Here is a 12075-nt window from a genome sequence, read left to right as displayed (position 1 = left end):
GAGGAGCGCCTTTATTCATCCGTATGATTGCCGGGTGGCTCATCTTGCTTTGGATCGCCACACCGCTGGTACATTCGGTCGGTTATTGAGTTTTTCAATGCGTTACCGAATGGTAACTCATAATGGGAAATGACATCGACGCCCATACACCATTTAACGTCGTGAGGCGACAGGCCATAATTGGTTTCGAGAAAACCAAGTGCATAATTCATGCCTTCGTCGCATTGCTCTGTCTGGCAGAAATTACCGTCTCTGGCGAGTTGACGAATCGAACCTTCGCCAATCTTCACCACTATTGGTTCGACGGCAAAAGGAGCTGCACCGATTACCGCGATGACGACAAGCCCGATCAAAGTAAATTTTATAGAGCGCTGCATGAATCGCCGTTCTTAACTGGTTTTTGCAAGTTCATAACGCATGAGTGGCAGTATGATGGCAAGCCGCAATCAACCGAAAACCAAGGAATTACGGGATTTTTCAGACAATGTACCTCAGGGAGTGCATTGATCGTTCAGTGTGACACGATGAATTGATCATTGCAGCTTCTAAGCAAATTGTAGCTAGCGGTGTTTTAGTTTGTATCGGTTTAATGTTGACTTTTACGTAAATGCAGGAGCACAACTTAAGCCCTAAATCCAATTTGGTTTAGAGCCTGATCCGCTCGATATAAGGCAGGGATGTTGTGGTGCGCGAATATTATACGATCACAGAGTTGACGCGGGAGTTCGGTATTTCGACCCGTACCTTGCGCTTTTACGAAGATGAAGGCTTGATTGCTCCTGTGAGACGTGGTCGCACGCGACTGTTTCGCCCCGCCGACCGTCATCTTTTGAAGCAGATTCTGCGAGGCAAGCGGCTTGGGTTTTCCATTGCCGAAATTCACGAGATCATCCAGATGTATCGCGAACCGCCTGGTGAAACCGGACAACTGAAGCTGCTTATGAAGCGCGTCGAGGAAAAACGCGCCGATCTTCGTCAAAAGCGACGTGACATTGAAGAGACGCTGGGCGAACTTGATCAGATCGAGGAATCCTGCATTGAGCGTCTCGCCGAATTGGGGGTCAATACCTGATCCGTTTTACTGATTGTCGGGAACTGGAGAGCAAATTTGTGCGATATCCTGAACCGTGCTGTTGTTCTCTTGGTCGATCTTGCCGCTGAAAACATCATCGAACAGTTTCGCCTTGTCCAGTTCAGTTACGACACAGCCGCAGAATTGCTGACATAACTGTTCACTACCGTTTTGTAGGCATGCGGCCACACAGGATTGCGTGAAAGCTTCTCGCGGTGTCGGCTGTGCGGGAGGCATCAGGTGCGATAACAAATAAACCAGTGCGATCAGTACCGGCTGGTGGATGAGGTAGAATGCCAGGCTATGCTTGCCGATGGTTGTTAGCGGCTTTTCAAGAAACTTAGGTTTGATCCCGCCAGCCAATAGCTGGAGCCAGCCAAAGCGCTGAAACATGCGAGCGGCAGCAATGCCGACGAGAACTGCTCCGAACCACGGAAACAGTGGCACGTAGTCGTTTGAACGCGGTGTGATGGTCGACAGCCCAACCCAGCTCAGCGCAGGACTGTTGAAGATATCGGCGCGTGCATAAAGCGGAGCACTGATGACCAACACCGCGATGATTAATGTTGCAATAGCGGGCAGGCGCAGGAAAAGAAGACCGAGTACACTGGCCAGAGCGATCTGGTGAAGGATACCGAAGAAGATAAAACTGTCGGGCGACATGTACCAAGTTACGGCTGAAATAGTGGCCGCCGCTACCACGATTTGCGCCAGCCGTTTCGCCATTGGCTTCCATCGAATCCCGTTGCCATGCGCCAGAACGAGGCTGAAACCAACCAGAAACAGGAAGCTCGAAGCAATACAACGGGCGAAAAGCTTCCACCCGCCGTGAGCGGTCGTGCCCGGTGCCATATAGCCGAAAAATTCAAGATCCCAACCGAAGTGATAGACCGCCATGGTGATCAACGCGATCCCCCGCGCGATATCGATGCGCCCAAGGCGAATACGGGATGAAGGTGCGGTATCCTGAGACGTTGTGTTAGTCATGGTTCCTTCCGGCTGGACAGAAATATCCGGCATTTTCGATTCCCGGCAAATCTCTAACACAGCCTTTTGCAACACTATAGTATGCGAGCGCTCACGGATTCGTGCTGGCATTGTGCAGGCCGAGGGCATCATATTGGAGGGTTTGATTGTTCTATAGTCTTTCAAAGGTTTTCTGGCTGTTCTTTCAACCTGTTACGATAATCCTCGTTCTCGCTCTCATTGCTTTTTTGACCATGTGGCGCGGCTTCCTCCGGTTCGCCTTGGGGGCATTGGGACTGTCGATCATCTTTCTGTTCTTTGCGGCTTTCACTACGCTGGGTTCCGTTCTGCTTGCTCCACTGGAAGACCGTTTCGTGAAGCCGGATCAAATGCCGCAACACGTGGACGGAATTGTCGTTCTTGGTGGATATATGAACGGTGACATCAATGCTGGGCGCAAAGGCTTCGAGTTGAACAGTGCGGCTGATCGCATCTTCGAGACGATGCGGCTGGCGAGACTTTATCCAGGCGCCAGGGTCGTCGTTTCCGGAGGTGATGGAGCCTTTTTTGAAGAATCTGTCAAAGAGGCAGATAGTACTCGGCAGATGCTGTTCGATCTCGGCTTTTCCGGCGAACGCTATGTCTATGAAAACAAGTCTCGCAACACAGTTGAAAATGCCGTTCTCTCCAAGAAACTGGCTCAACCCAAGCACGGGGAAACCTGGCTTCTGGTGACATCCGCATACCATATGCCGCGATCTGTTGGTTGTTTTCGCAAGGCGGGATTCGACGTTGTCGCCTGGCCTGTTGATTACAAAACGCGTGCCAGCGAGCGCTTTGCACTCTACCTCGAATCTCCCAACGAAGCGCTTTCGCGATTCAGTGTGGCCATGCGTGAGTGGGTCGGGCTTGCCGCTTACTGGCTCGCAGGCAAGACAGATATGCTTCTGCCTCAACCCTGATGCCGCATTTCTGCCGCCCCTTTTAAGCCTTCGTTAAAGCTATTTTTTTCTAACCTTTTGAAAAGAAAGAACTTTAGAAATGCGATATGAATCGCAAGAGCTTTGTCGCCGCATTTCAGACGTTTTTCGGCGTTGCGTTCCATTGATCACAAAGCTATATGACTGGTAACAGTGTTGTGAAGGACGCTGTTTAAAAGAGTTGCACAACAAGGTTGCCAAAAAAAACCATGGACGAAACCGTTCAAAAATCCTGCTGGGGCGTTACGCTCTGGGCAGTCGTTGGTCTCGCTGCTGTCATTCTCATGGCCTATCTGTTCTCCGTCTAGAAGTAAGGCGGCGCTGCGTATTCCGGAAATTTTATGCCGTATTTCGGCATCCCGTTTGCGTTGATCCTTTCCTACACTATCTGATAGAGATGCGCGGTTTCCGCGTTAACTGCAATTTGCCGATACTCGTCTAGTATGGACGATCAAGCAAATTGCGTGTGGCATCGCGATCAGGAATCAACCAGCCTTATGACGGCTGTAAAAGGTGTGGAATGTTTCTGTCGGTTTTCGATCTTTATAAGATTGGCATTGGGCCTTCCAGTTCACATACGATGGGCCCGATGACGGCTGCACGCATGTTTCTCAACGAGATACTCGGCGGAAACTGGCCAAGGCCCGCGCATTCAAAAATTCACAGGCTGAAAGCAAGTTTGCACGGCTCTCTGGCTTATACCGGCGTCGGGCACGCAACGGATCGGGCCGTTATTCTGGGGTTGTGCGGGCATCTGCCGGATACAATTGATCCCGACATTATGGACGTCGAGGTCGAGAAGGTGTTCGCCGAAAAGAAGGTGAAGCCCGAAGGCCATCCGGCTTATCATTTCGATCCAAAGATTGATCTGGTGCTGGATCGGAAGACGCCTTTGCCGGGCCATGCCAATGGCATGGCGTTCTCTGCATTTGACGTTGATGACAATCTTCTCTTGCGTCGTGCGTATTTTTCCATCGGCGGCGGCTTCGTCGTGACGGAAGAAGAATTGAGCCGCGTTCAGCGCAGCGGTGCTAAGCAAGACGACAAGGCTGATGTGCCTTTCCCATTTCGTAGTGCCGCTGAAATGCTCCAGATGGCTCATGACAGCGGGCTTTCGATCGCCGAAATGAAACGTGCAAATGAAGAAAAGCATATGGCTCGGGCAGATCTGGATAATGGTCTCGATCGCATTTGGGGAGCCATGCGTGGCTGTATCGAACGCGGCTTGAGTCGCGACGGTATCATGCCGGGTGGTCTGAATGTCCGCCGTCGTGCGCGACAGCTTCATGATAAGCTGCAGGATGACTGGCGGAACAACCGCAGCAATCCGCTTCTGGCAAATGACTGGCTTTCAGTTTACGCAATGGCGGTCAATGAAGAAAACGCATCCGGGGGCCGGGTGGTCACTGCGCCGACAAATGGTGCCGCAGGCGTTGTGCCCGCAGTTCTGCGCTATTATCTGCATTTTCATGATGATGCCGATGAGAAAGGTATCCGCGATTTTCTTTTGACTTCGGCTGCGATTGGCGGTGTCATCAAGCATAATGCATCGATTTCAGGTGCGGAAGTGGGTTGTCAGGGTGAGGTGGGGTCCGCATCGGCAATGGCCGCTGCGGGGCTGGCCGCTGTACTTGGCGGATCGCCGGAACAAATTGAAAATGCTGCTGAAATTGCGCTTGAACATCATCTCGGTATGACTTGCGATCCTGTTGCGGGGCTCGTGCAGGTACCTTGTATCGAGCGTAATGCACTCGGCGCTGTGAAAGCGGTAACTGCGGCATCGCTGGCTGTGAAGGGAGATGGCAAGCATTTTGTGCCACTCGACGCCTGCATCGAGACGATGCGCCAGACCGGTCACGATATGAGCGAGCGTTACAAGGAAACCAGCCAGGGCGGACTTGCTGTAAACGTGGTCGCCTGTTGAATCGCAATTCTGAGCAAAGTGCGTTCCTTCAGGCTTGAAGCGCGCATTCGTCTTGGCTAGATCAACTATATGGCTCTCAATCTTGTAAAACTTTGCGTCGGCTGTGACAGTATCGAAGATCTCGCAGCGTGGATCGATTTCCGTTTAGCGGAACAACGCGCTGCCGGTCTCGTGCCGGAGCAGTTTCATACGACAAGAATGGTGCCAAAGCGGATTGAGGAGTTGCTGGAAGGCGGCTCGCTCTATTGGGTCATAAAGGGCAACGTCCAATGCCGTCAGCGTTTACTGGACATCCGCCCATTTACGGATAGCGAAGGCATTAATCGCTGCCACCTTGTTCTTGAACCTAAGGTCGTTCCGACCGAGTGGCAGCCTCGCCGCGCCTTTCAGGGCTGGCGCTACTTGACTGAAAGTGAAGTTCCGCGCGATGAGGCCGCAAGTAAAACGGGCAGGGCTGCTTTGCCAGCAGAGTTGCGGCAGGAGCTGGCGGCGCTGGGATTGCTTTAAAGTTGTGATCTGTACACGCAAGATAGGAGCAGCCGTTTAGCCGGCTGCTTCTTTTTCCTTTTATCTGTGGTCGGGTTAGCTTTCTATCGTCAGACGCACCGATACTCGATCAAAATTTATCGGGAGTGTCATCCGCATGGAAGCCCGTGGTTGAACGAGCCGCTTGTTGCGGGCCGCATGACAGACGAGCAGTCCGACCAAATCTCTGGTCTGAAAGCCGGCGCCACGCCGTACATCGGCAATTCGCAGGGCCGCCTGTTTGAGACCTTGCACCGAGAATAACGCGCCGAACGCTGAAGCCTTGCCGTCGCTCTGTATCCAGTCGGCTGTCTTGAGCGGTGGCTGGCCCAAAGTTTCTCTAATATTTGACATCTCGAAACCCTCTACACACTACAAATTCGGGTTTGAAGCTGGCAACGAGGAGGACGAGGCTCCTCGCTATCGATCAATGTGCGACTGCATAGCAGCCGAAGTTCTTCTTCTTCAGCGAGGCGCATGCATCCCATGCGGCCTGCTTGGACGTGAAGCCGACAAAGCGCGCACGGTAGAAAGTCGCACTACCCTTGTTGAAGGTCTCGGTATAGGGCGAAGCCGCGCGCAATGTGCCACCTGCCGTAGCCGAAGCCTTGGCCAGCATATCGCGTGCCTGGCCTTCACTAGGCAGAGAGCCGATCTGGATTGCCCACCCTCCCGCAACAGGAGCGGACGCGGTCGTGACCGGATCTACATCCTGAGCTGGTGCAGACGGAACGGCGGCCTTGGGCGTAGGGCGAACGGCGGCCTGTGCGGCCAATGCGGCTGGACGTGCTGTCGGCGCTGCAAGGGCCAGAACCTGAGGCTGGTCGCTGTCTCCTTCACCGCTCTCGCTGTTGATGACATCTTCGACGGCGGCGACCTGACGCATCACGGGAACAGGGGCATTTCGGGCTTTTGGAAGGTCGACTGAAGCAACAACTTGTGGTGCGTCGTTGCTCATTGCGACAAGCGGTGCAGCGTTGCGGCTACGCGTTGCCGCAGGAAGATATTTGCTAATAAGCTGCGCCATGTGGGCGTCACGGCTTGCGCCGGTATTGCCACCCATTACGACGGCCACCAGCCTGCGGCCATCCAAACTGACGGACGAAGCCAGATTGTAGCCGGATGCATTCGTGTAACCGGTCTTGATGCCATCCACACCTTCAACGCGACCGAGCAAACGATTATGTCCTTTGATGGTCTGGCCGCGGAAAACGAAGCTGCGACGCGAGAAATAGGAGAATTCATTTGGGAAATGCTGGCGAAGTGCGATGCTGAGAATCGCCATGTCGCGTGCAGTCGTATGCTGCGCCATGTTCGGCAGACCAGATGCATTACGGAAGGTCGTGTTACGCATGCCAAGACGACGTGCTTTAGCAGTCATCATTTGAGCAAAGCGTTCTTCAGAACCTCCGAGATATTCACCGACAGCGGTTGCCACATCGTTGGCCGATTTCGTGATCATGGCCAGTACAGCATCTTCAGCACGAATGCTCTGTCCTGGACGAAACCCGATTTTCGTGGGTGGACGTGAGGCCGCATAAGCTGACACGGGGATACGAGTATTCTTGTTCACGCGACCGGCCTGCATCGCCTCGAACAGCATGTAGAGGGTCATCATTTTTGTGAGAGAGGCCGGATAACGCTGAGCATCCGCCTTTGAGGCGAAAAGCGTCTTTCCGGTGTTTGCATCGACTACGATAGCAGAATATCTATCGCCCGCCGCTATTGCCGGTATCGTTGTCGAAGCTGTTGAACACCCCGTTACAACTGCAAGAAGAAGGGTGGCTTGCGCCGCTCTTCTCAAGGCGTATGCGGCTTTACTAAATGCGGTACGCACGATGATGACCTACCTGTATCCCGGATTTTTGAACTGCGGCACAAAAGGCACACAGCGTCTAATTCGGTGATCCTACTGTCATCAGCGTTACCAATCCGTTTATGGTAACCGCATTGTTCATAAATTTCTGGAAAAAATCGAAACGGTCGTCATGACGACCCGATAGTTCAAATCAGAAACATCTCGCTCGCTCACACATATGTGTTTTTAAGATGCGATTTTTGTCTCAGTGTAGCTGAAGCTTTGGCTGATAACAAAAAACTCGCTTTCGCGAGTTTAGTTTTGCTGCTGTTCCGACTGGGTAGGGGGAGATGAGCAGCTTTTTGAAAACAATGCGTATTGAAAAATCTTTTCTTATATTATTCAAAATAATTCTATTATTTTTTTATTATAGGAGAAGGATATTATTTCTCATGTCAGCGAAACTCCAATATGTGCCTCCCTTTCTATAGGGTTTGCTTTTTTGCGAACAATTATTTGGCGTAATTTTGTATGCTCGCGATAATCCCAGCTATCCGCATAGGGCTGTTTGGCCAAGCTCCATCATTCGGACGATGCCATATAACTGTGTCAAGCCGGGTTATTGTAATAAGTCCCGGTTGCAAGCGCCAATGAAGGGCTTAAAATCATCACATGACGACCTACATTATAGGGCAAGTTGGGTCAGACGGATGGGCACTCGGGTAATAGGTTTCATGAGGCATCTCGATATAGTCATGCAAAGCAAAACCGACGGTGGGAATGGTCCGGAAAGCGGCACCGTTGTGGTCACGCGTACACAGCCGAAAACTAAAAAGCCAAGCCTCTATCGTGTTCTGCTCCTCAACGACGACTACACCCCCATGGAGTTCGTCGTTCATGTCCTGCAGCGGTTTTTCCAGAAGAGCCAAGATGATGCCACACGTATCATGCTGCATGTTCACAATCATGGGGTCGGCGAGTGCGGCGTGTTTACATACGAAGTCGCCGAAACCAAAGTCAGCCAGGTCATGGATTTCGCCCGCCAAAACCAGCATCCGCTGCAATGCGTGATGGAGAAAAAGTGAGGTCATATGCCATCGTTCTCCCCAAGCCTTGAAAGGGCCCTGCATCAAGCCCTCACAATAGCAAACGAGCGGCATCACGAGTATGCGACGCTCGAACATCTTTTGCTTGCCTTGATCGACGATCAGGATGCAGGCGCAGTTATGCGTGCCTGTAGCGTTGACCTTGAGCATCTAAAACGTATCGTTACTGATTATATTGATCGCGAACTTGATAATCTCGTAACAGGTTATGACGAAGATTCGAAACCAACTGCCGCTTTCCAGCGTGTTATCCAGCGCGCGGTTATCCATGTGCAGTCCTCGAACCGTGAGGAAGTGACCGGTGCCAATGTGCTGGTTGCTATTTTCGCTGAACGGGAAAGTCATGCTGCCTATTTCCTCCAGGAACAGCAGATGACCCGTTACGATGCGGTGAACTATATATCGCACGGCATCTCAAAACGCCCGCAAAGCAACGAAACTCGTCCGCCACGCGGCGCGGAAAGTGCCAGCGAAGAACGCACCAGTACGGAGCAGGAAGAAAGCGCTAAGAAGAAGCAGGACGCACTGTCTGCCTATTGCGTCAACCTGAATGAAAAGGCCAAGGCTGGGCGCATTGATCCCCTGATCGGGCGCGATAACGAAATCAACCGGACCATCCAGGTGCTCTGCCGGCGCTCCAAGAACAATCCGCTCTATGTGGGTGATCCCGGTGTCGGCAAGACCGCGATCGCTGAAGGTCTCGCAAAGAGGATTGTTGAAGGACAGGTGCCAGAAGCACTTGCAGATGCGACGATCTTCTCGCTCGACATGGGTACGCTCCTCGCTGGAACGCGCTATCGCGGTGACTTTGAAGAACGTCTGAAACAGGTCGTCAAGGAACTCGAAGAGTATCCGGGCGCCGTTCTGTTCATCGACGAGATTCATACGGTTATTGGCGCTGGCGCCACTTCAGGCGGTGCCATGGATGCGTCGAACCTGTTGAAACCTGCTCTTTCGTCTGGTGCGATCCGTTGTATCGGCTCGACCACCTATAAGGAATATCGCCAGTTCTTCGAGAAGGACCGTGCCTTGGTGCGTCGTTTCCAGAAGATCGATGTCAATGAGCCATCGATCCCGGATGCGATCGAAATCATGAAGGGACTGAAGCCCTATTTCGAGGATTTCCATAAGGTTAAGTACACGGTTGACGCCATCAAGACGGCGGTGGAATTGTCTGCGCGTTATATTTCGGATCGCAAACTGCCAGATAAGGCAATCGATGTGATCGACGAAACCGGTGCCAGTCAGATGCTGTTGCCTGAAAATAAACGCAAAAAGACCATCGGCGTGAAGGAAATCGAAGCGACAATCGCGACAATGGCCCGTATCCCGCCGAAGTCGGTATCGAAGGATGACGAACAGGTTCTGTCGCATCTCGACGCGGAACTGAAGCGTGTTGTCTATGGTCAGGATTTGGCGATCGAAGCGCTGTCAGCCTCAATAAAGCTTGCCCGTGCGGGATTGCGCGAACCGGATAAGCCAATAGGCTCCTACCTGTTTTCCGGTCCAACCGGTGTTGGCAAGACGGAAGTCGCCAAACAGCTGGCGAGCTCGCTCGGTGTTGAACTCCTGCGTTTCGACATGTCGGAATATATGGAGCGTCACACCGTATCGCGTCTTATCGGTGCGCCTCCCGGCTATGTCGGTTTCGATCAGGGCGGCCTCCTGACGGATGGCGTTGATCAGCATCCACATTGCGTGCTGCTGCTCGATGAAATCGAAAAGGCGCATCCAGATCTGTTCAACATCTTGTTGCAGGTGATGGATCACGGCTCGCTGACCGATCACAACGGCAAGAAAATCGACTTCCGCAATGTGATTCTGATCATGACCACTAATGCTGGTGCAGCGGATATGGCCAAGGCGGCAATCGGCTTTGGCTCCACGCGTCGCGAAGGCGATGACATGGAGGCGATCAACCGCTTGTTCACACCGGAATTCCGCAACCGACTGGATGCAATTATTCCGTTCGGTCCGCTGCCGGTTCCGGTCATTCATCAGGTCGTGCAGAAGTTCGTGCTTCAGCTTGAGGCACAGCTTGCCGAGCGCGGCGTGACTTTTGAACTGACTGAAGCGGCAATCGCTTGGCTGGCTGATAAAGGTTACGACGAACGCATGGGCGCGCGTCCGCTTGGCCGGGTTATCCAGGAACACATCAAGAAGCCGTTGGCCGATGAAGTGCTTTTCGGAAAACTTAAGCACGGTGGCACGGTCCGTGTTGATGTCGTGACGAAGCCGGACGGAAAGACCGATCTTTCACTGGAAAGCGTGGCGGATAAGCCGGTTAGTCCGAAGAAGGACATTCCGGCTGAGAAAAAGCATTTGCAACGCAAGAAGGCTGCGCCGAAGAAGGCAGAGAAAGAAAAGGTATTGGCGGGCAAGGACGAGCCAGCGCCGAAGCTTTCCTCGAAGGCTTCGACGGCAAAATCTTCGGTGCCGAAAGTGCCACGTAAAAAGTAACAATCGACTGAAATGGCCCTCGTTGAGGGCCATTTCATTTTGAGTTGGTACTGGCGTAAACGAAATCTGATTTTTTCCGATCAAAGCGATAAAAACGGGGTGCAACTTTCTCGGACCTTGCTCTAACGTGATGCTATGCTGCCGACTCATTCCCATAATCCCGAGCAAGATTCAGAAGAGCATCGTCATCTGCTATGGTTCTTGCGCGGCTGTACGCGCATTTGCAGCATTCCAGCCCTATTGTTGATGAGTTCGTTCGTCGGTTTTGCGGGACTGGCAATCGAAAGCAGCATCACCGTTGTTCAAGCCGTATTTATGACACTGACCATCTGGGCGCTCCCGGCAAAGGTCGTTCTGATTGGCGCGATCAGCGCGGGTGTGGCTTTGCCTGCTGCGGCTCTCGCCGTGGGACTTTCGTCCGTGCGTTTGATGCCAATGGTGGTCGCGCTGCTTCCAGAGTTGCAAGGACCTAGAACGCGGAAACTGACATTAGCGATCCTTTGTCATTTCGTCGCCGTGACCGCCTGGGTAATGGCCATGGAGGAGCTTCGCAAAATCCCGAGGGATATGCGAACAAGCTACTTTGCGGGAATCGGCATGGTTCTGGTGGGGACTAATGCGATCGTCGTCGCCATCATCTATTCGTTATCGACCTCGTTTCCACCGATTGTTTTCGCGGCGCTTTTCATGCTGACGCCGATGTATTTTCTGACATCGCTTTGGCGCTCGGCGAGAGAACGGGCAGGGCAAATTGCAATGATTTCCGGGATTGTTCTGTTTCCCATATTTCATCATCTAGCGCCCGGCTATGATTTATTGATTACGGGCGTTCTCGGTGGGTTGATAGCATTTGGGTTTCATCGAATTCAGCGCATGCCGGCAGGAGCACGTGAATGAACTGGGACAGCTTGTCGACCTGGTGGTGGCCGTTTCTGTTTATCCTGCTGGCTGGGGCACTTCCAACCTATCTGTTTCGTGTGATGGGAGTCATGGTTGGCGGGCGCATGCGCGAAGACTCTGAGGCTCTTGTTTTCGTGCGCTGCGTTGCCACCGCGCTGGTTGCAGGCGTTATCGCGCAGCTTATTCTCTATCCCAATGGAGAACTAGCCAATTCACCTCTCTGGCTTCGCGCCGGTTCCGCCGTGGCAGGATTTGCCGCTTTTCTCATGACCGGCAAGCGACTGCTCGTCGGTGTGCTGGTTGCGGAAATCCTGCTGGTAATCGGTCTGCTTACACTTTGAAAG

Annotated in this window: 12 protein-coding genes; 8 read left to right on the top strand and 4 right to left on the bottom strand. The window is 52.7% G+C overall.

Annotation, left to right across the window (positions count from 1 at the left end):
* Window positions 1–11: 11 nt before the first annotated feature.
* On the bottom strand, window positions 12–377 hold the full coding sequence (locus FJQ48_RS16565) for a hypothetical protein (RefSeq protein WP_139976044.1): 366 nt from the start codon (window positions 375–377) through the stop codon (window positions 12–14).
* A 308-nt stretch (window positions 378–685) separates the two neighbouring features.
* Here FJQ48_RS16565 and FJQ48_RS16560 point away from each other — a divergent pair, with 308 nt between their 5' ends.
* A complete protein-coding gene (locus tag FJQ48_RS16560; protein WP_010659960.1) occupies window positions 686–1072 on the top strand; it encodes a MerR family DNA-binding transcriptional regulator in 387 nt (128 codons plus the stop codon).
* Window positions 1073–1078: 6 nt separating this feature from the next.
* On the opposite strand, the gene FJQ48_RS16555 is transcribed toward FJQ48_RS16560, so the two are convergent.
* A complete protein-coding gene (locus tag FJQ48_RS16555) occupies window positions 1079–2059 on the bottom strand; it encodes a DUF1624 domain-containing protein (RefSeq protein WP_139976043.1) in 981 nt (326 codons plus the stop codon).
* 146 nt (window positions 2060–2205) lie between these two features.
* Here FJQ48_RS16555 and FJQ48_RS16550 point away from each other — a divergent pair, with 146 nt between their 5' ends.
* From FJQ48_RS16550 to FJQ48_RS16540, 3 genes are all read left to right on the top strand, one after another.
* Window positions 2206–3000: a YdcF family protein gene (locus tag FJQ48_RS16550; RefSeq protein WP_139976042.1), complete on the top strand. Its 795-nt coding sequence runs from the start codon at window positions 2206–2208 to the stop codon at window positions 2998–3000.
* A 538-nt stretch (window positions 3001–3538) separates the two neighbouring features.
* Window positions 3539–4942 carry an L-serine ammonia-lyase gene (locus FJQ48_RS16545; protein ID WP_139976041.1) on the top strand — a complete coding sequence of 468 codons (1404 nt, stop codon included), beginning with the start codon at window positions 3539–3541 and terminating at the stop codon, window positions 4940–4942.
* 69 nt (window positions 4943–5011) lie between these two features.
* Window positions 5012–5449, top strand: coding sequence for a DUF1489 family protein (locus FJQ48_RS16540; RefSeq protein ID WP_139976040.1), 438 nt, complete (start codon window positions 5012–5014; stop codon window positions 5447–5449).
* A 75-nt stretch (window positions 5450–5524) separates the two neighbouring features.
* On the opposite strand, the gene FJQ48_RS16535 is transcribed toward FJQ48_RS16540, so the two are convergent.
* A complete protein-coding gene (locus FJQ48_RS16535) occupies window positions 5525–5821 on the bottom strand; it encodes a hypothetical protein (protein WP_139976039.1) in 297 nt (98 codons plus the stop codon).
* Between the two features lie 73 nt (window positions 5822–5894).
* Window positions 5895–7304 (bottom strand): D-alanyl-D-alanine carboxypeptidase family protein, encoded by a 1410-nt coding sequence (locus FJQ48_RS16530; RefSeq protein ID WP_139976038.1) that lies wholly within the window; start codon window positions 7302–7304, stop codon window positions 5895–5897.
* Window positions 7305–7999: 695 nt separating this feature from the next.
* On the opposite strand from FJQ48_RS16530, the gene clpS reads away from it, so the two are divergent.
* From clpS to FJQ48_RS16510, 4 genes are all read left to right on the top strand, one after another.
* Window positions 8000–8350: an ATP-dependent Clp protease adapter ClpS gene (gene clpS / locus FJQ48_RS16525; protein WP_139976037.1), complete on the top strand. Its 351-nt coding sequence runs from the start codon at window positions 8000–8002 to the stop codon at window positions 8348–8350.
* Between the two features lie 6 nt (window positions 8351–8356).
* Entirely contained in the window at window positions 8357–10831 is a 2475-nt protein-coding gene (clpA, locus tag FJQ48_RS16520; protein WP_139976036.1) for an ATP-dependent Clp protease ATP-binding subunit ClpA, read from the top strand.
* A gap of 246 nt (window positions 10832–11077) precedes the next feature.
* Window positions 11078–11728 carry an AzlC family ABC transporter permease gene (locus FJQ48_RS16515; RefSeq protein ID WP_139976035.1) on the top strand — a complete coding sequence of 217 codons (651 nt, stop codon included), beginning with the start codon at window positions 11078–11080 and terminating at the stop codon, window positions 11726–11728.
* Window positions 11725–12072, top strand: a complete 348-nt coding sequence (locus FJQ48_RS16510; protein ID WP_139976034.1) for an AzlD domain-containing protein — start codon at window positions 11725–11727, stop codon at window positions 12070–12072. Before FJQ48_RS16515 ends, FJQ48_RS16510 begins: the two co-directional genes overlap by 4 nt.
* Window positions 12073–12075: the final 3 nt, after the last annotated feature.

This window comes from Ochrobactrum sp. CGA5, from assembly GCF_006345815.1.
Lineage (GTDB): Bacteria > Pseudomonadota > Alphaproteobacteria > Rhizobiales > Rhizobiaceae > Brucella.
Note: the sequence above shows the minus strand (reverse complement) of the source record. Positions and strands in the feature narration are given on the sequence as shown.

What these genes read in the sequence shown, in the direction of transcription:
- FJQ48_RS16565 (WP_139976044.1), bottom strand. Translation starts at nt 377, where the DNA reads ATGCAGCGCTCTATAAAATTTACTTTGATCGGGCTTGTCGTCATCGCG.
- FJQ48_RS16555 (WP_139976043.1), bottom strand. Translation starts at nt 2,059, where the DNA reads ATGACTAACACAACGTCTCAGGATACCGCACCTTCATCCCGTATTCGC.
- clpS (WP_139976037.1), top strand. Translation starts at nt 8,000, where the DNA reads ATGAGGCATCTCGATATAGTCATGCAAAGCAAAACCGACGGTGGGAAT.
- FJQ48_RS16515 (WP_139976035.1), top strand. Translation starts at nt 11,078, where the DNA reads ATGAGTTCGTTCGTCGGTTTTGCGGGACTGGCAATCGAAAGCAGCATC.
- clpA (WP_139976036.1), top strand. Translation starts at nt 8,357, where the DNA reads ATGCCATCGTTCTCCCCAAGCCTTGAAAGGGCCCTGCATCAAGCCCTC.
- FJQ48_RS16545 (WP_139976041.1), top strand. Translation starts at nt 3,539, where the DNA reads ATGTTTCTGTCGGTTTTCGATCTTTATAAGATTGGCATTGGGCCTTCC.
- FJQ48_RS16535 (WP_139976039.1), bottom strand. Translation starts at nt 5,821, where the DNA reads ATGTCAAATATTAGAGAAACTTTGGGCCAGCCACCGCTCAAGACAGCC.
- FJQ48_RS16540 (WP_139976040.1), top strand. Translation starts at nt 5,012, where the DNA reads ATGGCTCTCAATCTTGTAAAACTTTGCGTCGGCTGTGACAGTATCGAA.
- FJQ48_RS16510 (WP_139976034.1), top strand. Translation starts at nt 11,725, where the DNA reads ATGAACTGGGACAGCTTGTCGACCTGGTGGTGGCCGTTTCTGTTTATC.